This is a genomic window from Vibrio galatheae (assembly GCF_000967545.1).
Lineage (GTDB): Bacteria > Pseudomonadota > Gammaproteobacteria > Enterobacterales > Vibrionaceae > Vibrio > Vibrio galatheae.
Map to the genome: position 1 here is coordinate 378,510 of NZ_JXXV01000016.1, position 19,685 is coordinate 398,194.

The window sequence follows — 19,685 nt, forward strand, 5'->3', positions numbered from 1 at the left end:
TGTGCTAATCATGCTTAGGGCTAATGGCCGAGCGTTTACCAGCGAGTGACCAATAAGCAATCGCCGTCCAAGCTAAGCTTTGCAGCCAAAGTTGACTAAAGTTGCTGCTCACACTTTGCCAGCTTCCACCCATTTGGTTTAGGGTCAAAAAGCCTTTAATGGCTGGTGTACTTGGGAATAGTTGCGACAACCAAACTATGGGCCTCGGAATGGCTTCAACAGGCCAAATGAAACCGGCACTAAATACCAAGGGCATCGAACTTATCAACACCACTAGCGTAACAAGCTCTCTTCTTGGCGTTATTGCGCCAAGCCAAATGCCAATCGAGCTGGTGGCAATCAAAAAAGGTAACAGCAAGGCCAATAGTTCTGTCGCATGGGCCAGTTGGTTCACACCATGCATGGTGAAGCTTGCGCCAAAATAGTACATGCTGAGCAGATAATAGACAGCGAGCAAGGCTAAGGTTCGCGCAGCGAGAAGTTTGGCTGGCGATACATGACTCCAATAACCCGTACCATGCTTTTGTGTACCGACCATTAAGCCCGCTGCCATGGCGAGCGTTTGTTGTAAGATCAAAACAAACACAGCAGGGACGACGTAGTCGACGTAACCCATTCGAGGGTTAAATGTCGGTTTGAGGTTAAGCTTGGTCGCGGCGTATTGGTCTTCTGCTTTTGCCAACGGCTGGCCGTCTATCAGCAATTTAGTCACAGTCGTTTGAGCCGCCAACGTTCCGCCCGCCTGAGCTAAACCTTCGACGATAGTGCCGTATACTAAAAAGTATGACGCGTCACCCGCGTAAGAAAGGGTCGGGCTTTTGCCTAACATTAAATCCTTATAAAAATGCTCTGGAATGACTAATATTCCGCTGACCTCACCTTTAATAAAGGCTTGGTGAGCATCTTCAATGGTGTAATCGCGTTGGACGACCTGGACTTGTGGTGTTGCATCCACTATACGCTCTAACCGAAAACTGGTGAGGCTTTTGTCTAGGTTCACCACACTGATCTTTTGTTCTGTTGGCGTTTGATGACTGTATGGTAGCGGGTAGAGGAACGAATAAAACACCACGCCCCCAAACACGGTGAGAGTGACAACGGGGTTGGTGAACAGTGCTTTGAGTTCGGCTCTGATCAATTTGAACAAGCTCATGACACGCTCCCATGGTGTGCGTCTTGCACCAGAGTGTTTAAATGCTTTTTGGCTAAGGCGATAACTACAAAGGCTGGAATAAGGTAGCCCAGCATCGGCAATAAATGGCTTATAGAGGTAGTCCAATTCTGACCATAGCTAACTTGGCTGACCTGAGCCTCTATATAATGGCTAATCGGCAGTAGACTCCGCCAAAACTGAGCCAGACTATTCATGTCAGTGACCGGAAAGGTTATCCCCATAAAGGCGAAACTTGGGGCGGTAAACGCACCAGCAAAACTCATTGCCCGCGCAGCATCAAGGGTAAGGAAGAAAAATAAGCTGCCCATCACCATGCAAGCAATAGTTGTTAGCCATTGCGCAAACAGTAGGGCGAAAAAACTCCCATTCATTGGCCACTTAAAACCAAGATAGAACCAACATAGAAAGGCAAATCCTTGCAGCATAAACACCCAAGTGTATGGTGCCAAGGTGTGATAGATCGCGAGCGTTGGCTGGTCACTTAGCCAAGGTCGAAGTCTTCTATCACGTAAATTTGCCGACAACACCAAGATGGTCGTGACGACAACACATATCTGCCATAACGCGGGGATAATGGCAGACATTAGAAATTGTGCATAGTTGGAATTTTTGTTAAACAGCGGCGTGATTTGAGTGCGAATTGGTACCGCTTTAGCCATAGCAGATGACAAAGTGGCATTGCCATGGCTTAAATTGCTGACAGTGCTTATCTCGGCGTTAAAGGTGCCTTGTGCTTGCAGAAATGCAGCATTGACTAATTTACCGACCAGTATCATTTGGCTGTTGTAAAATACGCTTACTTGCGGAGCCAGTTGTTTGTATATCTCTTGCTCAAAGTTATCTGGAATAACGGCATAAGCGTAAATATTGCCTGCAACTAGCGCCTCTTTTGCTTCTAAGACGCTGGAGAATTGCTGCTCAACCTTCATCGTTGCGGTGGCATCATAGTAGCGGATAAGGTGCTGGGACATTTTTCCAGAGTCGAGGTTGACGACGCCAATTGGCAGATCTCTCGCTATGCCTTGGGAGAATATCGCCCAAATCATCACTGCGAGCATGACAGGAATCCAAGTCAGACTCGACAGCAGCCATTTATCTCGCCTGATGATCTCGAGTTGGGAAACGCTAGCGTTATTCATAGTGCTTCCAACTATTCACTCAGTTCCACGACAAGGCTCATACCTAAGCGCAGGTTGCCAACAGATTCAACTGGACGCGCTTCGACTTCAAAAGTGCGCAAATCGAATCCTTGTGCGGCATCGGTCGAGCGCCAAGTCGCAAAATCACCCATTACATCGATGTGTGCCACTTTAAACACCACCTGTTTGTCGAGCGCGGGTACAAAAGCAGAAAAAGTCTGACCTTTCTCGAAATGACGTAGCAAATCCTCGCGCACATTTAATACTGCCCACGAGTCATTGGTATCGATCACTGTGACGACAGGGAAGCCTTGCGGCGCGAGTTCGCCACTTTTCAATAGCACTTGTGATACTTCGCCGTCAAACCAACTTTCGATACGTGTATCTTCAGCGTACGCTTCGACTTCGGCCACAGCTCCCGCCGCCATGCGCGCTTTTTCTGCGGCAGCGAGTTTGGTTTCACTGCGCACGCCTTCTTGAGCCATCTGATACATTTGGAACGCGGCACTTTCCGTGTATTTCGCTGCATCCCACTGTGTTTTGGCTTCGTCACGTTTTTGTTCAGCAACCACGCCTTCGTTGTATAGGTTGTTGACTCTCAAATAGGTTTTTTCCATCAACGCAGAAGCAGCTTTGGCTTTTTGCCATTGATCTTTCGCTGCTTGAATTTGTTGAGTCCGCGCACCTTTTTCGGCTTCCAGTGCCAATGCTCCGGCGGCTTTTTCACCTGCTTTTGCTTGTTGCAGTTTGGCCTCAATCTCTGGACTATGGAGAGTAAATACCAAATCACCCTTGTTAATTTGGTCACCGCTACGAACCAGCACTTGGTCAATTCTGCCCGGAACTTTAGAAGAGATACTGTATTGCTGAGATTCGATTTGTCCTTGCAATCGAATCGGTTTCGGAAGATAGGCCTGATAGAAGCTGTAGCCAATCCAAGTTGCAACGCCTAATGCGACCGCCGTAGTTAAAATGGTTTTTGCATTTTTCATCTGAAATCCTTAGTGACTCGAAATTGTAATAGCGTTGTGTTGATATTGACGAAATGCATCCATTTCATTTGATAGAGCCAGTAGCTTTGAAAGCGAAATCAAATAGTTAAAACTCGCCGCCGCTTTTTGAGTTTGCACGCTCGCAATGTAAAGCTGTGCATCAATGACATCTGTCGAGGTAGACAGACCTTGCGAAAACGCTTTTTGACGTAAGTTGAGGTTCTCGTTGGCAAGTTCGATACTCGACTCCAGACCAAGAACTTCTTCCTGTGCTTGCTCTGCTTCAAGGTAAGTCTTTTGCACGAGTACAGAAAGGTCTTGCTTGGCCTGTGCTTTTAAAAAACGCACTTGTGAAACGGCGCTGTGCGCCGCTTTTACTTGGTCAGTGCGGCCAGAACTTTCAATAAGAGGAATATTGACCCCAACCCCAACCAACCAGTCAGGTTTTAGTTGGCTTGCCATAGAGTCGTCTTCATACAGGCTGTAGTCGCCGTATAGATACACCTCTGGGTAATACTTACCTTTCTCGGCTTTGATAAGGCTGTCTGCTTGTTTTTCTTTTGCTTCGAGTAATGCCAGTCCTGGATAGGTGGCGAGTGTACGGTCAATAAACACATCTTGCGCAGGAAGAGTGTGATTGATGAATAGGCTGTCAGCGGGTTCGACGGTTGAATTTTGGTTAAGGACCTGAGTCAGAGCGGCTTGGGCTATTTGTAAACTTCGTTGGGCTTTCTTGCGTTCAATCACAGCTTTGTCTAACGCCGATTCTGCTTGTAAACGCTCGACGCGCGCAATCTGCCCTTGCTGCTCTAGCTTAACTGCGTTGTCTCTATGCTTAGTCAGACCTGTTTCGACCAGTTGACGTGTATTGACCACTTCTTGCGCCAATAGAACAGAAAAGTAATATTTGCTCAAATCTTCAAAACGGGCCTGAGTCTCCATCGCCAATTCGCTCTGCGCTTGCTCTTTGCGACCTTCGGCTGCAGATTGCGCCGCGTTAATTCGGCCACCAGTGAAAATCGGCCAAACTGCACGAATGGATGAACTAAAAATGTCTCTCTCACTGATGGTGGATGTCACGCCGCCGAGACCAGCGAGCAGCTGATTAAATACTGGGCCGAGGTTAGGTAAGGTTTGTCCTGTGCTTTCAAATAGTTGGCTGCCTGATACGGTAATATCGGTGTCTAGCCGAGTGTAATTGGCGCCAAGTGTCAGTGAGGGCAGGTTAAGGTTATCGGTCGCGTCTTCGAGGTGCTCATAGCGTTCGACATTGGATCGCTGTGCGGCAAGTGAGTTGTTCTCTTGTTGAAGAACTTGCCATGCTTGGTCGAAGCTGATGGCTGCTGACTGAGAAAAAGGAGAATAAACGCTCAGACAACCAATTAGTAATGCGATCGGACGCAACGTCATAGTGGAGTACTCTGCATGAAAAATTAGAGTCTATACTCTAGCTGGTGTTGTTACAATCTTTCGAGATTAAAAAGCGCTTAGAAAAAGTAAAGCCAGTCGAGGTAACCGACTGGCTTAGGTGTAATTAAATTCAATCGCTTAAGGTGAAGGTTACTGTTTTAACTCTTTGGGTGTCGGTTTGAGCTTATGGATTAGTTTGACTAACACAGGACTAAACAACACCAGTACCGCCAACAGAGTAAATGTCATCGTAATGGGACGTTCCCACAAGAAGCTCAACTCACCGTCACTGATCATTAACGCGCGTCTTAAATTCTCTTCCATTAAGCCGCCGAGAATAAATCCAAGTAGCAGCGGGGCGAGGGGGAAGTTCGCCAGTCTTAGGGCGATCGCAGCCATCGCAATCAACAGCATGATAAAGACATCCATGGTATTGAAAGAGACTAAATAGACACCTGTGATAGAGAAGAACAGGATCATAGGTAACAACACGGTTCTCGGTACTGCCAGAAGTTTCGAGATGTAGGGAATCAACGGCAAATTCAAAATCACCAGTACAATGTTGCCAAAATACATGGAAATGATCACCGACCAAAACACATCTGGATGTTCGACAAACAGGCGTGGTCCTGGCTGAATACCGTAGGCGATGAGCGCACCAAGCATAATTGCCGTTGTCCCTGAACCTGGAATACCAAGTGTTAGAAGTGGCACAAATGACCCGCTTGATGCCGCGTTGTTGGCCGATTCGGGTGCAACAAGGCCGCGAATACTGCCTTTACCGAACTCTTCTCTTTTGTCTTTTGGCGCAAGGTTGCGTTCCATACCATAGCTTAGAAAAGCGGCAATGGTGGCCCCAGCGCCGGGTAGAACACCGGTAAAGAAGCCTAAGATTGACGAGCGTATAGAGACGGGCGCCACTTCGCGCACTTCCTCTCGGGTAACTTTCATGCTGCCAATATTGTTCATTTTATCTTGTTCATCAGAACGAGTGTCGCTGTCGGGTTTCAAGATCCCCATCAGTGTTTCACCTAGCGCAAAAGTCGCCATTGCCAACAACAAGAAACTGAAGCCGTCCATTAGGTCAGTTAAGCCAAACGTAAAGCGCTCTACGCCGACACCTTTGTCGATGCCCACGGTGGAAAGCATCAGACCAAGAATGGTCATCATCCACGCTTTAATCACTTGCCCTTTACCTGCGAAAGCCGCAACCGCTGATAAGCCTAGTAGCATTAAGGCGAAATAGTCAGAAGACTGAAAGCTCAGCGAGACATTGGCCAAGGCTGGCGCAGCAACGAGCAACATAATCGCAGACAGCGTACCACCCGTGAACGAAGAGTAAGCGGCTAGAGCCAATGCTTTGCCTGCTTGGCCTTTTTGCGCCATAGGGTAACCGTCAAAAGCAGTCACTACAGTTGAAGAACAACCCGGAGCGTTGATCAAAATTGAAGACGTTGAGCCTCCGAATACGGCGCCATAATAAACGCCAGCCATTAGAATCAAACCCGAAGATGGCTCCAAGCCATAAGTGATAGGGATCATTAGTGCGATCGCTGAAATCGGGCCAAGTCCGGGTAACATGCCGATAAATGTACCGACGAAACAGCCGACGATCACCATCATGATATTCATTGGCATCACGGCGGTCGACAGACCTTGTAGAATTCCATCCAACATAATGTTAATTCCTTAAATTACGACCACATGGTGAAGATAACGCCCGGCTCTAAGTAGATATCGAGCCCTTGGGTAAGCAGTAGATAGAAGGCGATGACAAAGGGGAATGAAGCGCCGAATAACACTTTCTTGCGACGTTCACCAAGGAGGTAAAAGCCAGCGAGTAAGAACAACCCAGTTGCAAGCACGAAGCCGATGTAGGTTAAACCGACGCCATATAACGCCATCAACAGCAGAAAACCGATCAGCAGTTTCCAGTTAAACTCGATCACTGCACCGCTTTTGCTATCCGGTTGACCCGTGACTAAAAGCATCAGAGCCAGTGCGATACCAATAAAGGTTAACAGTGTCGGCAGTGTGCGTGCTGTAAAGGGTTCGTATTCATCTCCGGGAAAGAGTGGAATTTGAGTAGTCTGGTAGCCGTAGCATAGGCAGACCAGCAAAAAAATCATCGCGCCAACACGGTCGCGACAGAGTAAATTCTCTTTTGAGAACAAGTTACCTTTTGTGATTGAGTTTGTTGGCAAGTCCGACATATCCAACTCCATTTGCCTTTCAGGTAAGAAAAAGCCGTACATGAGAGTTAATGAGCATGTTTCACCAACAAATAAGCCTTTTGCTGCTAATCAAGAAGGCTCGCTGTTTAATCATTAAACAGAGGAGATTGTGTAGTTTGCTCATGTACGGCAAAAGGAGATGAGAGTGGCAGACCACTCTCATTGATTGTTGTCGTCTTTACTTGAGGAAACCAAGTTCACGCATTAGGTCACCCATTTGCTTCTCTTGATCTTCTAGGAAAGCGTAAAACTCTTTGTCTGCTTTGTAGTTATCGATCCAGCCATTGCGGTCACGAACCACTTGCCATTCATCTGTTTTGTACATCTTAGTCAGCGCAGCGTTCCATTCATCAATCTTTTCTTGACTTGCACCCGGTGCAGCGAAGAATCCACGCCAGTTAGCGAAGACGGTTTCATTGCCGTATTCCGTCAATGTTGGAATATCTGGTGCCGCTTCTAAACGTTTCGGTGCTGTGACGGCAAGAATCTTAACCTGACCAGACTTTGACATTTCTAGCACTTCACCAAGACCAGTTGACAGCAGTTGTGTTTCACCAGAAAGCAGTGCCGCCATGGCTTTTCCGCCTGCATCATAAGCAATGTAACGAACTTTCTTGGCATCAAAACCTTCGCCTTTAAATGCGGCGGCGACCACTAAGTGATCCATACTGCCGCGTGCCGAACCACCCGCGATCTTGACTTTACGTGGTTCAGACTCGAAGTCTTTGACGACGTCTTCCCACGTGTTGTAGCCCGAGTCTACTGAAGTCACGATTGCACCGTAGTCAGCAATGGTTGCGGCCACTGGTGTAAGGTCGCGGAAAGATTGCGGGAAGATACCCGTCAGCGAGCGTACAACGATAGGGGTCGAGTTGACCATTAGGGTGTCTTCTTGACGTTCAGCGGTTTCAATCAGATGAGCGATTGCTTTACCGCCACCGCCACCAGATAAGTTTTGGAAAGAGACGTTGTCGACGATGTCAGATTTCACTAACACATCGCCTGTACCACGAGCGGTCATGTCCCAACCGCCGCCAGCGCCTCCAGGAATCAAAAAGTGGATTTTCTCTACATCAGCTGCCAGAGCGTTAAAAGAAAAAGACGCAGCGATGATAGATGCAGCTAGGGTTGGTTTGAATACCTTAAACATGATTCACGTTCCTTATGTAGGGCATATTCTTCTTTGAGAACACACTTATTGTTATTTACTCTCCACTGAGCGGAGTAATCCCATCAGTGGATGTATCTAAGGTTAATGATGTGTTAAATCCATGTCTGCAATACGTTGATAAAAAGAATATTGTTCATTGTGAGGATTTTGTTCATAAAGTTCACAAGCGACATTAAGCTTCTATATTACGAACGGTGCTGCGTATCTCAGTTATGAGCAATAAATGTAAAAGTTGCTCTCATTTAGCGCTAATAACTAGCAATTTGAGGATTCCATTCAAATACTTAATTGAGAATTAATTACTTAATACAACACATGTTCGCTATGTCTTGGTCATTAGGGGACTTTAAGCAATGAAAAGCGATTTACGTCTGGCTAGGAAGTTCTCCATACAGTTTACTGTGGGAACGATGTTTTTATTGGCAACTCTATTTACCGCTACGTGTGCGATTGGCTTGCAATACTATTTCGGTAAGAAACTGTCTGAAGAAAATGTATTAGCGAAGTTAACCACTGCGTCGTCAGATATTGGTTCGTACTTCGAACTGGTTGATAAAAATGCCACTAAAAGCGTTCAACTGCTGCAAAAAGTGACAAATTCGAGCGAAAACTCACTGTCTGAGCGAGAAATACGCGACATTTTTACCTTAATTCTAACCGACAATCCTCTGTTCTATAGCCTTTATTATGGCCAAGATAATGATGATTTTTTTCAAGTCATTAATTTGGAATCGTCTCCCATAGTGCGTGAAAAGATCTCTGCAGCGGAGAGTGATCGCTGGGTGGTGATTAAAATCTCTGGGGATAAGCGTCAGCGCACACGAATCAACGAATACTACACCGCCGACTTTACACTGAGCAAAAAAACATCCGAGATCAGTAACTACTTTCCAACCCAACGACCTTGGTACTCAGTAACGCAGCACCAGCAGATTGCTAAAACCGAACCTTACCTTTTCCAGCACCTTAAGATTACCGGACAAACTTATTCAATTCGTACCAATGATGGTGTCATTGGTGTCGATATTGTTCACTCAGCGATGAAGCAGAAAATGGCCCCTGCGCAAATGGGGTTGGCATCGGATAGTGGCACGGAATCTTTTGTTTTCAATCGTGCAGGTGAGGTGATCGCAGCCAATGCGCGCCTGCTTGATGATATTACTATCCCTAGCTCGCAGCCGTTGCAACTTGCTCAGTCAGAATTGGCACTTCTAGATAATGTCGGATCACTTAAGGTCTCGAATCAAAACGATTGGGGGCCCTATGACTATGCGCAATCTGGTCAGCCTAAAGGCTATGCGATTGACGTATTGGAGTTGATCTCTCAGATGACCGGACTCACGCTCGAATTTGTTAATGGATTTGATTCTGCCACTCTCGCGGAGATGTATCGCAATGGCGACATTGATGTCTTACAGTCTGTAGTCGACACGGAGTCGGTCAATGGCGCGAGAAGTGACCCGATGTTTTTTGGTCAGTTGGCGGTGGCATCTCACAATAACCAGTTGGTGGAATCGCTCAGCGAGTTGTCCGCCAAGCAGGTAGGGGTCGTCGGTGGCTATGGTATGAAGTCTTGGTTGCTAAATCGACAGCCGAACTTAAATATTGTTGAACTCTCAAGTTTAGATGAGGCGAAACAGCGACTTTCTGAGCAAAAAATCGATTACATTATAGATACTTATCATACCTTGCTCGAGCTAAACGAGTTTCCTAAAGATAAGCCAGTGTCGATTTCATCACTTAATGATACCGAGACATTAGCATTTCATTTGTATATGAAGAGTGAAAACCGAGCGCTGGTTGATGTGATCGATCGAGCGCTAGCCGCGATCACGGATTCTCAGCGCGCAGTCTTACAACAAAAATGGCTCGACTCACAACAGTGGCGGGGAACTTATGTCCCTTATCCTGAAGTGATTGAATTGGCGCAGAATCCGGCACTGCATAACAGGATGATTGAGTTCGATAGGCAAGGTAAAGGGTATTTTATGTATGTCAGCCCAATGCTGTCAGCGCAAGATCATCTTGAATACTTCGCAGTCGTGTTTCCCGCCGATATCATTTTTACGCAAATTTGGCCGAGGTTGTTAACCTCTATCGTGTTGTCGATATTAATCATGTTAGGGCTGCTTCCATTAGCGTGGCGTTTCAGCTCGCCAATCGTTGCTCCGATTCGAGCATTAAGACAAGAGACCAAAGCCATTCGCGAGCGGCGTTACAATGAGGTGACTCTGGTTAACACGCGTATCAAAGAAGTGTCAGAGCTGTCTGAGTCGATTGCGCTAATGGGCGCAGAGCTGAAGCAACATGAAAAGCAGCAAGAAGAGTTTGTTGAGTCATTCATTAAGCTGATTGCACAAGCGATCGATGACAAATCTCCTTATACCGCTGGGCATTGTAATCGCGTTCCTGAACTCGGTCTGATGCTGGCACAAGCGGTAGAAGAGTGTCAGTACGGTAAGTTTAAGGATTTCCGCTTCAACAATGATGACGAAAGGAGGGAGTTCAGAATTGCAGCATGGTTACATGATTGTGGCAAGATCACTACGCCTGAGCATATTGTCGATAAAGGCACTAAGCTTGAAGCCATTTACAATCGCATTCACGAAATACGTATGCGCTTTGAAGTTCTGTGGCGTGACGCTGAAATAGAGTTTTTGACCTCACAGCTAAACCAATCCAAAGACAAGCAACAAGCGAAGAATGAGCTTGAGTCAATGAGGAGTACGTTACAGGAAGAGTTTGAGTTTGTTGCTCGTGCCAATGTGGGCGGTGAGTTTATGAGCCAGGAAGACATCGATCGGATAAAACAGATTAGTGAGAGAACCTGGCAACGGCATTTTGATGACTGTATTGGGCTCTCGCCGTTGGAAAACTTGAGCCAGTCAAAGCAATCAGTCACGTTACCTACTACAGAACGGCTGCTGTCGGACAAGCCGGAACACATACATCAGCGGGTGCGTCCTTTGGAGTTTGACGAGAAATTTGGCATAAATGTCGAAGTCCCGCGCTATCAATACAATCTCGGCGAAGTGTATAACCTGTCGATCTCACGCGGTACGTTAACTGCTGAGGATCGATTCAAGATTAACGAGCACATGATCAGCGGGATAAAAATGCTGGAAGCCTTGCCGTTTCCTAAAGAGTTGAGCCGTGTTCCGCGCTACGCCTCAACGCATCATGAAACTCTGAAAGGCACTGGATACCCGAGAAAACTCACAGGTGAAGATCTCTCTATTCCAGAACGAGTGCTGGTTATTGCCGACATCTTTGAAGCCCTCACTGCGGCAGACCGGCCGTACAAAAAAGCGAAGCCTATCAGTGTCGCTATCGATATTCTACACAAGATGGCGTTGGATGATCACGTCGACAAAGAGCTCTTTACCCTGTTTCTGCAAAGCGGGGTCTATCTACAATACGCAAAAGCCTATTTACCAGAGAGCCAAATTGATGATGTGGATATCAGTCAGTATTTAACCGAGAATGAAAATGGTTAGCACGTTCGAGCTCTTGGGTAAGAATGAGTTGATATTTAGCGGGTATCTGGGCGATTTTTGTCTTTTTGTTCGTTTGGGAAAATTCAGCCACAGACAGTCCAGAAAAAGGGTGAGAATACATTAGGGTGTGAACAACTATCGCCAGTGATGCGAAATCATCGTATGCGCGAACTCTGTCATTACGCACTAATGCGTTGAAACTGGCAAAGCGTGGAGTAACAGATGAATAGGGTTGTTCGAAATAGTGTTTGCTGATTGGTAATACGCTACCAAAATCAACAAAAACAGCACTACCATCTGGTTTAATGACTATGTTTGCGGGTTTGATGTCTCCATGAATAAATCCTGTGCAGTGAATCGCATGCAGGCCCGTTTCCAATTGTTTAATTTGTCTAACGTTGAAGCGATCTTCTTGTTGTTCTAGAGATTTTCCTTCAACTAGTGACATCATTAGCCAGTCAACATGCTGGTGACTATTCGAGTCGAAAAACTGGGGCCAGTATGGCGATTGATGATGCTGTAGAAAATGAGCCTCACTACGTAGCTGAAACTTAGCGCGAGTCGACAAAGCGAATTTTGCCACTAATTCGCCATATAGCGGATGATAAGCTCGAAAGACGGAATGACTTATGTGCGAGCATTGGGAAAGGCCCAATGCTCGCATACAGTTATTGATGCTAGGGTGGAGGTTTTTACTAGCATCAAGCATAGCTAAATACTGGCTGGTAGCGTAAACGCCGAAAAGAAGTTGGGTACGAACGGGTTGTTCTGCCCTTGGGTCTTAATATTGAGCTGTACCAGACTGTTGTCATAGACAAATTTAACGGTCGTATCTTGAGAGGTAGTCGACACCACTCTTGGCTCAATGAGCTTGAACCAAGCCCAGCTCCCCGTGAACTTTTCATCTGCGATTTGCGCATCTTGAGCTTGTAATGTAAATCCAATGGAGTCTTTGTCAATATCTTTGGCCGACCAAGTTTGTTGGCTCCAAAGTCTAGGCCCATGCTGATAGGTAAAGAGCGATTTCTCCGCAATAATTGAGAATTGCGTTAAATTCGAACTCATCTCCATCGCTTTCACTTGGAACTGCAAAGACAAATTTTGTGGGTCTTGTAGGAACAGCGCATTGCGTATATCTGTCGCTTTACTAATCATCTGCCATACCGTCGGGTCGAGGGCTAAGCCAGAGTTAGGCAGTAAGCCAGGTAGGGAAGGCGAACGCTCATCGTTTGAAAACCCTTTTAGCTTGGTTTGATAGAATTTATCCAGCACACCTTCACTTCTGAAAAATGAAGCGACATCACTGGTGGTCGCGTCTACGCTTGCAGACTTATTGAACGGATAGTACGCGGCAATGGTATTTTGATAGGTTTGAAACACCTCCGACTTCCAAGCGCTGTTCAGGTAACCATGAGCTAAATACATCACCATTTCGTCGGCCTGTTTAGTGACAGCGGCAATAATATCGGTCGATAACTGAGGTTGCTTGCCGGTTGTTTTGGCAACAGCAGACACCGGATTACTGACTTTGAGCTCAGCGGTGAGCGTTGTAAAAGCAAGCTCCTGCGGCTTATCGGCAGAGTAAAACTTCTCCAAATATATTTCCATATCGGTAAATAGACCAAGCAGAGTGTCAATCGGCTTGATACCCTGATCGTTGGTCTCTACCTGTTGGTGATAGGGCATAAACGCAATATAGATCTGGCGTGCAGACTCTTTCTTATCCGTATCTTGAGCTGGTGGTTGCTGACCCTCTTCAGTTTGAGGAACTTCTATCTCAACCGACGTGTATTTGCTGATGGTGCCATAGAGTTGAGCAAGTGGGTTATCAGAAGCCGTCGTCAACACCGACATAGTGCTCTTTAACGTATCAGCGGTATCGACCTGATTGGCTTCAATGTGTGAGGTGAAGTCTCGCCAGTAGTTGATATAGTCATTTTGATACATCTGCTTGAGATCACGGCTGATACGATATAACTCCAGAGCACTTGGTGAATTGCCGGCCACTCCTTCGTAAGCTTGTAGCGCTTCATTGAGCACCGGTGAGCCGACGGAGAGATCCAACTCATTAAAACCAGAAGGCGTGTATAGATATGGAACTAGGTAGCCAACATAGTTTGGTGAAAAACTAAATAACTGAGCAAAATTCGCCCCTAGCTCTTGGCGTACGTCAATACGCTTTGAATAGGTTGGAGAATTGACAATATGTTCATAAAGTAAGGTTTCTATACCTGTCTGATTGATGACTTTTTGTGCCAGCTTTTCAAGATCGTAGTTAGCCTTTGTCGGCACTAAATCTTGAGCGAAGACATCATCGAGCAGAAGTTTTAATTGCGCGAGGTTGACACTGTCTGCTTCGCCTTGATCAGCTAAAGTTGACATGAAGTAACTCTTTAGCTCTTCAATATTTGTCCGTTGAGGATCAAATAGCAGGCGGTAGTTATTTAACAGAGCTAAGGTCTTGGCTTGGTCTTCCAGATTGACGTAAACGAACAGGTCCTTTTCGAGTGTATTTTCCATTGAAGGGATCAATACACGAGCGAGCTCATCAAAATAGGCGGTTTCAACCTCTTGTTTGATGCTTGAACTTGGCATGAATGGCAAGGTGTACCAAGGATCCGGCTGAAGGTAGAGCGCATAAATTCGATTCAGTGAATATAGGTTGGGAATGTTGTCCGCCATATTCTCGATATCATAGGGAGAAGCGCTAATGGCTTCTTTGTAGCGTTCAAGCATATTGTCAGCACGTGTTTCACGCGCATTCTGATAATCAAAATCGAGTTTAATGATCGCAAGTACTGAGACCAGTAAAACGACACAAGCCGCTGTATAAGCGCCTTGCCAGAACAGCAGCATGTTTTCTTTGCGTCGGTTTACGCCCACCAGAGCATTTTCATTTAATACCACGTGGCTCATTATATGCTGAGCAAATAACGTTTGAGTGACCGGGATCTGTTGCTGCTGTTGAAACTTCTCATTGCCAAGTGATTCGTTTACCACGTTGGCGAGCAGATCGTATTGTTGCTCACTAGAACCACTATGAGTGAAGTAAAAGCCACGAAAATTAAGCCCGTTATTGAGCTGGTCACCTCGATAAAGACGCTGTAAGAAATGCCAAAAGTTCTGTTTGAGCAACCCGAATTGATAAGGTGCGGCACAAATAGAGTTGCGATATTCCTGATTGAGCTGAGAAGAGAGGGCACTACTTGTATTGGCGATCAACTGGCTTATCAGATAGTCATACTCTTGGTGGAACCAATCTGCATCAATGCCGCCATTATTGAGTACGGGTGACGTAGCACCAAACACATCATTACGTTTCGCTTCGTCAAAGGCTGAAAAGAACTGGCAGAAGTCGTTGATCTGACCCATGTTGGTAATCAGGTTATAAACCGGGAGGCTAAGACCGAACGTATCATTAAACGTTTTGATAGTGGATTTAACATCATCTGCACGTTGGGTTAGCTTCTCTTTACTTCCTAGTAAGGTTGCCACTTCTGTGGTTAAAAGAATGCCATTAACCGCTTGTCTTGGACGCCATTTATTTAAACACGCAGAGAGTGTTTTAAGATATTGAGGCTGCTGATCTTCGCCCATGCTAATAGAGATAAGGATCGAATGCTCACTAAGCCAAAATAACACCGGGAATTCAATGTCGTTGCCGAAATCATCAACCTTGTATGCTTCATAACCCATTTGAGTGATGATGCTTTTATCTTTACTTGGTTCATCACTCAACAATAGGTAAATAGGTTGATCATAACGACTATTGAGACGTTTCTTACGCTTTTGTACCCCAAGCATCAGCTTAAAGTGTTGTGCAAGGAGTTTACTGCGCTTTTGAATCAATAATCTCTGTTGGTCTGGGGTACTTTCCGTCTCTTTGTTGCGCTGCATTAGCCAATAGGTAATCAAGCCAGTAACTAGTGCAGAAACTAGCGTTAATACGCTACCAAGTATCAGTTTCTCTGGATAACCCAACCACCAAGTTATTGCTCCCCCAATTAGCAGGACAAGAAGAGCGAGTACGAGTGACACTATTAGTCCGCGCTTGCGTGTATTCTGGGCAGGTTTAGCATCACTCATCGTTATTGTGCCTCGTTCTCATTATTCTTTTTGCCTTGCATGTTTCTCACGATGATGGGAGTGAGTTTGTCTTTATCTGTGTACCAACGTTTAATGTCTCGCGCTTGCTCTGAAGAGTCGCTTTGCACAATGACGCGGAAATAGGATTCGTACTCATCAACGATGGGGCTGTATTGTGATGCGGATAACTGAGATATAAAGCTTTCAGCCGTTTTTTTGGTGGTAAAAGTTGCCAACTGAACCAGCCATGATGATTGACTGGTCGCGAGATTAGCTGGTGCTGGTGCATCAACCAGTTCCACTTTGCTCGCACGTTGAGGCGCCGTTTCTAAATCAGTGTCTTCACTAATAAACACGATGTCGCTCACTTGACCAGACATCACATATCGAGTGCTGAAATCAGGTAAGTTATTGAAATCTCTGGCACGTTGAGAGTGAGTTTTGTCGTACCAAAAGTAGGTTAAACCCACACAGGTCGAGATGAGACATAAGAAGAATACAGAGGTGACTAAGTAGCGTTTGCGACGCGTTGGCTTACGCACCTTCGGGAGCTTAGTGCGAGTATGACAATACATCGTACTGGTTTGACGGTATTGACTGATAAGCTGCTCAAGTTGGTGAATAAACGTTTTTAGCTGATCATTGCCTGATTCGCGATACTGACCTTTGAAACCAATACTCAAGAAGATGTAGATGATCTCTAATAGATCAATCATCTTATGTGGCTGTCTGAGCGCTTTGTCAGCAACGGTAAAGAAGAGTTCGCCACCGTTTCTCATTCCAAACAGTTCACTGAGCAACGTTTTATTTTCCCAACCTCGAGACTCGCCCCATTCGCTATAAATGATTAACTCGTCCAAGACAACCGCGTACAAAAAGCACAGTTTGTCTATCACAGCAACAGGGTAGGAGAGTTCTGCGCCTTTTGCTTTGATTTCGTTAATACTGTCAACAAGTTGGTGGCGCAAAGTCGCCACATCCTCAGGTTCTGGGAGGGTTGCAACTTTAAGCGTCGTTGCAAGCAGCTCACTACTGATGTTGAGTAGCTGGTTTTCTGCCTTATCAAAGTAATGCAAAAACTCGCTGCGCCCGCGACTTGCGTCCACTGGCAGCCAAGTCGTATCGCTGACATCGTCTTGCTTAGCCACAAACTCGGACTCTTGCGCATCCCAGACTAAGGTATCTTCATCCAAATAATTCATATCGCTATCTCAATGCATACAGCATAACTTCAAGATCTAGGATGCGTGTATCAACGTGTAGTGCGATTGCGTCACGATTTTCAAGCATTTCTAACCACATTCGGTCGGCGGTATCGACTTCAAAATAAGAAACCCCTTGCATCGGCTTTAATTCGCTTGGTGCAACCGGAAGTGGAGACAGTGCGATTCCTGACAGACCATTTCTAACAATTTCAACAATTCTTGCGTTGTTGCTCAATTTAGCGGCAATTGGAAACAGCTCGTTTAACTCAGCGCTACTGATGTTGGATTTAACCGACAAAACAAAGCGGCGATTTGCGACGCTTGCCGTATCCTTAATCAAGGTTCTTAGCAGCCTACGTTTTTCGAACAGTGAGCTGTCCCAAGTGAACTCAAGCACAGAGTCCTGTTGCACTAAGGTGAGCATATTTCTCAACGATGCGAATAGAGGATTGAAGCTTTCATACAGCTTATGATATTTCAACGGCTGGCAAGTATCAGGAATCGCCGGAGTAAGAGCCATAATTTGCGCTTCGAACTTGCGCAGCTCACCATACACATGATGTGTTTGCGTCTTAGGATTGGTGATAGTCAAGTCGAACCACGGTAACCAACTGTTCAAGGTTTGTAGCCACAGATAGTCTTGCATCATGGATTGCGGGCTTTTTTGTCCCTGACCAGCCTGAATTCTTTGCAATAAAGTTGTTGCGCGGTTGGCAGTAAGAGCATGGATCTCTTTAAGACGCTCGAGCAACAGTTGAGACGCACCATAGTGAAGACAGGCAGGAATAAAGGCGCGATCAAGGATCACTTCACCCGCTTCGGTACATTCCAATATTTTGGCTACTGGAATAAGAGTAAAACCAGACGTGTCTTCACCCTCTAGCTTGATTGATATATTTAGATGAGCAACATCGATTTCTACGCTGGCATTTTCTGATGTTGACGTATCGAATACATTGATCGAGCGACTAAGGTAGCGGCCTTGATCTGCTTGCTCTTGTCCGTAATCGTTGTTGCCTTGAAGAGAAATAGGTAAAGCCAGATAAACAACGGTTTCGATACTGCCCTGGATGACATCTCGCGCAACTTCATAGTTCATCTCAAACTGAGTGCCGTCAGGAAAGACACCTGCGCTACTCGCGATGGAAAGTTTGCCAATCTTTAATAATTCGTGATTGATGGTGAGTTCCGTTACACCATAAAAGGGAGCAAAGCCAGCAAGTGTTTCTACGTTTTGACGAACATAGTTCTGTACATAGCGATCTTGTTGTTGAAAATGTTGTGGGGCAATAAACATGCCTTCTTGCCAAACTACTTTTTTAAACGCGTCCACGTAAATTCCCTATAACTAAAATGGCCACCAGCTCGATTCTGGTGTGATTACTTCTAATGAGGCTTTTGTGCCTTGTATGCTGAGCTGAAGATATTGATCGTCTTGCACAGGCAAAGTCGAAAATGCTTTAGTTTCACTGCTTTGGTAGTTAACAAACTCGACCAAAACGGCCACGTACTGTGTGGTTTGGTTAATATCTAACACTTGCGTTGAACTTGTGTCAGGCAACACCACGGGTAACATTTGCTTCGACACTAAATTGGCGCTTAACAGTTGAATATCATTGGAATACAGGTCGATAAATGGCAACTGTTTGAACATTTGTACGTCGGTCAATTGATACAATCTAACCACGACTGGATTTGCTGTATTCGAATCCGACGGGTTTATTGCTGCGTCTGATGTCATCACTAATTTGTATTGAGAGACCACAGGTACGGGATCTGATGAACATCCTGCGAGCAAAAATATCGCGGCCAAAAACCACAGTCTCATTAGTTGTCCTCTCTCTGCTTTTGCATGTTCTCTAAAAACAAAGCTTTGAACTGTCTGCGAAAATCTCCATTTTTCTGGCGATGTTTGAAGTGTTTACGGTAGATATTCCAATACTTTTTCTCTTTGCTGCTAAACAACCCACCAGATAAATACTCGCTGAACTGCTCTTCTAAAGCATGTGGTGAAAAGTCGACGAGGAACTGGTCAACCGTCTTTTCCAGCGCGTCGAATAACGCGTCATGATGAAGCATAGGGTTGTTCAGATATTGCTGATTCTTTTCAGATAGCGTCAACAGTTTTTCTATTGAGGCTTCCAGCTGAGTACCTTGATTTGATGCGTTGACAGGGAAATATTCTAGATCAACGGGTTGTTTATACGGTTCCTCGTGCTCAACTTCATCCACTTCAATATGCGCAGCGATTTGTTCGCTCTCAATGTCTTCAAATGGATCGGCGGCAAAAGGGTCATCACTGAGTACATTCTTATGCGAAAAAACGGTATTGCTTTGCTTAGGCTGTGGAGCGTCGGTTTGATCGAGAAACTCGGTATCATCATCGTTGAGGTTTAGTTCAAACGGCTGTGAAAATATATCATTTTCGTCATCTTGCGCGGATAGCTTAGCGCTAGCGGAGACAAGGGTTGAAACCAACATCGTATAGTTTTCAATTTTGATGATATCGCCATCATTGAGGAGATATTCTTTTTCGCGCGCCATGGATTTATCATTCAGTAAGGCACTATTTTGACCACGACTAATCAGTACGTAACCGCGCTCGGTCAGGCGAATCTCACCGTGAGTTCGGGAAATTCGTTTACTTTGGTCGGGTAGACAGATATCACAAGCAGGGGCGCGACCAAGAGTGCCTCCTGACTCAGGAAGATACACAACTCTTGAGGCTACAACCTCTTCAGTGGGTACAGAAATCAAGTGAATACTGACAGCCACTA

Annotated in this window: 14 protein-coding genes; 1 reads left to right on the forward strand and 13 read right to left on the reverse strand. The window is 45.6% G+C overall.

The window, feature by feature from the left end; all coding sequences use genetic code 11:
- Positions 1-4 precede the first annotated feature (4 nt).
- The 7 genes from TW81_RS10405 to TW81_RS10435 form a co-directional block, all read right to left on the reverse strand.
- Positions 5-1,153: an ABC transporter permease gene (locus TW81_RS10405; RefSeq protein WP_045955630.1), complete on the reverse strand. Its 1,149-nt coding sequence runs from the start codon at positions 1,151-1,153 to the stop codon at positions 5-7.
- On the reverse strand, positions 1,150-2,313 hold the full coding sequence (locus TW81_RS10410) for an ABC transporter permease (RefSeq protein WP_045955631.1): 1,164 nt from the start codon (positions 2,311-2,313) through the stop codon (positions 1,150-1,152). The genes TW81_RS10405 and TW81_RS10410 overlap by 4 nt, the downstream gene beginning before the upstream one ends.
- Positions 2,314-2,324: 11 nt before the next feature.
- Positions 2,325-3,305, reverse strand: a complete 981-nt coding sequence (locus tag TW81_RS10415) for an HlyD family secretion protein (RefSeq protein WP_045955632.1) — start codon at positions 3,303-3,305, stop codon at positions 2,325-2,327.
- Between the two features lie 9 nt (positions 3,306-3,314).
- Positions 3,315-4,715, reverse strand: coding sequence for a TolC family protein (locus TW81_RS10420; RefSeq protein WP_045955633.1), 1,401 nt, complete (start codon positions 4,713-4,715; stop codon positions 3,315-3,317).
- Between the two features lie 150 nt (positions 4,716-4,865).
- Positions 4,866-6,392 (reverse strand): tripartite tricarboxylate transporter permease, encoded by a 1,527-nt coding sequence (locus tag TW81_RS10425; RefSeq protein WP_045955634.1) that lies wholly within the window; start codon positions 6,390-6,392, stop codon positions 4,866-4,868.
- A 17-nt stretch (positions 6,393-6,409) separates the two neighbouring features.
- Complete coding sequence (locus tag TW81_RS10430; RefSeq protein WP_045955635.1) at positions 6,410-6,928, reverse strand: tripartite tricarboxylate transporter TctB family protein; 519 nt, start codon at positions 6,926-6,928, stop codon at positions 6,410-6,412.
- Between the two features lie 199 nt (positions 6,929-7,127).
- Positions 7,128-8,099 carry a tripartite tricarboxylate transporter substrate binding protein gene (locus TW81_RS10435; protein ID WP_045955636.1) on the reverse strand — a complete coding sequence of 324 codons (972 nt, stop codon included), beginning with the start codon at positions 8,097-8,099 and terminating at the stop codon, positions 7,128-7,130.
- A 374-nt stretch (positions 8,100-8,473) separates the two neighbouring features.
- Here TW81_RS10435 and TW81_RS10440 point away from each other — a divergent pair, with 374 nt between their 5' ends.
- Positions 8,474-11,617, forward strand: coding sequence for an HD domain-containing phosphohydrolase (locus TW81_RS10440; protein ID WP_045955637.1), 3,144 nt, complete (start codon positions 8,474-8,476; stop codon positions 11,615-11,617).
- Here the strand turns inward: TW81_RS10440 and TW81_RS10445 are convergent.
- Genes TW81_RS10445 through TW81_RS10470 form a run of 6 tightly spaced genes read right to left on the reverse strand, consistent with a single transcriptional unit; the run spans position 11,583 to position 19,683 of the window.
- Positions 11,583-12,326, reverse strand: a complete 744-nt coding sequence (locus TW81_RS10445; protein WP_045955638.1) for a protein kinase domain-containing protein — start codon at positions 12,324-12,326, stop codon at positions 11,583-11,585. The two genes, TW81_RS10440 and TW81_RS10445, sit on opposite strands and share 35 nt — an antisense overlap.
- A gap of 2 nt (positions 12,327-12,328) precedes the next feature.
- Positions 12,329-15,703 carry a type VI secretion system membrane subunit TssM gene (gene tssM, locus TW81_RS10450; protein WP_045955639.1) on the reverse strand — a complete coding sequence of 1,125 codons (3,375 nt, stop codon included), beginning with the start codon at positions 15,701-15,703 and terminating at the stop codon, positions 12,329-12,331.
- Positions 15,704-15,705: 2 nt separating this feature from the next.
- On the reverse strand, positions 15,706-16,905 hold the full coding sequence (gene icmH / locus TW81_RS10455) for a type IVB secretion system protein IcmH/DotU (RefSeq protein WP_045955640.1): 1,200 nt from the start codon (positions 16,903-16,905) through the stop codon (positions 15,706-15,708).
- A 4-nt stretch (positions 16,906-16,909) separates the two neighbouring features.
- The gene (gene tssK / locus TW81_RS10460) at positions 16,910-18,241 is read right to left on the reverse strand and encodes a type VI secretion system baseplate subunit TssK (protein ID WP_045955641.1); all 1,332 of its coding nucleotides are present in this window, start codon (positions 18,239-18,241) and stop codon (positions 16,910-16,912) included.
- Between the two features lie 15 nt (positions 18,242-18,256).
- A complete protein-coding gene (tssJ, locus tag TW81_RS10465; protein ID WP_045955642.1) occupies positions 18,257-18,736 on the reverse strand; it encodes a type VI secretion system lipoprotein TssJ in 480 nt (159 codons plus the stop codon).
- Positions 18,736-19,683 (reverse strand): FHA domain-containing protein, encoded by a 948-nt coding sequence (locus tag TW81_RS10470; RefSeq protein WP_045955643.1) that lies wholly within the window; start codon positions 19,681-19,683, stop codon positions 18,736-18,738. Before TW81_RS10470 ends, tssJ begins: the two co-directional genes overlap by 1 nt.
- Positions 19,684-19,685 lie beyond the last annotated feature (2 nt).

What these genes read in the sequence shown, in the direction of transcription:
- TW81_RS10405 (WP_045955630.1), bottom strand. Translation starts at nt 1,153, where the DNA reads ATGAGCTTGTTCAAATTGATCAGAGCCGAACTCAAAGCACTGTTCACC.
- TW81_RS10410 (WP_045955631.1), bottom strand. Translation starts at nt 2,313, where the DNA reads ATGAATAACGCTAGCGTTTCCCAACTCGAGATCATCAGGCGAGATAAA.
- TW81_RS10415 (WP_045955632.1), bottom strand. Translation starts at nt 3,305, where the DNA reads ATGAAAAATGCAAAAACCATTTTAACTACGGCGGTCGCATTAGGCGTT.
- TW81_RS10420 (WP_045955633.1), bottom strand. Translation starts at nt 4,715, where the DNA reads ATGACGTTGCGTCCGATCGCATTACTAATTGGTTGTCTGAGCGTTTAT.
- TW81_RS10425 (WP_045955634.1), bottom strand. Translation starts at nt 6,392, where the DNA reads ATGTTGGATGGAATTCTACAAGGTCTGTCGACCGCCGTGATGCCAATG.
- TW81_RS10430 (WP_045955635.1), bottom strand. Translation starts at nt 6,928, where the DNA reads ATGTCGGACTTGCCAACAAACTCAATCACAAAAGGTAACTTGTTCTCA.
- TW81_RS10435 (WP_045955636.1), bottom strand. Translation starts at nt 8,099, where the DNA reads ATGTTTAAGGTATTCAAACCAACCCTAGCTGCATCTATCATCGCTGCG.
- TW81_RS10440 (WP_045955637.1), top strand. Translation starts at nt 8,474, where the DNA reads ATGAAAAGCGATTTACGTCTGGCTAGGAAGTTCTCCATACAGTTTACT.
- TW81_RS10445 (WP_045955638.1), bottom strand. Translation starts at nt 12,326, where the DNA reads ATGCTTGATGCTAGTAAAAACCTCCACCCTAGCATCAATAACTGTATG.
- tssM (WP_045955639.1), bottom strand. Translation starts at nt 15,703, where the DNA reads ATGAGTGATGCTAAACCTGCCCAGAATACACGCAAGCGCGGACTAATA.
- icmH (WP_045955640.1), bottom strand. Translation starts at nt 16,905, where the DNA reads ATGAATTATTTGGATGAAGATACCTTAGTCTGGGATGCGCAAGAGTCC.
- tssJ (WP_045955642.1), bottom strand. Translation starts at nt 18,736, where the DNA reads ATGAGACTGTGGTTTTTGGCCGCGATATTTTTGCTCGCAGGATGTTCA.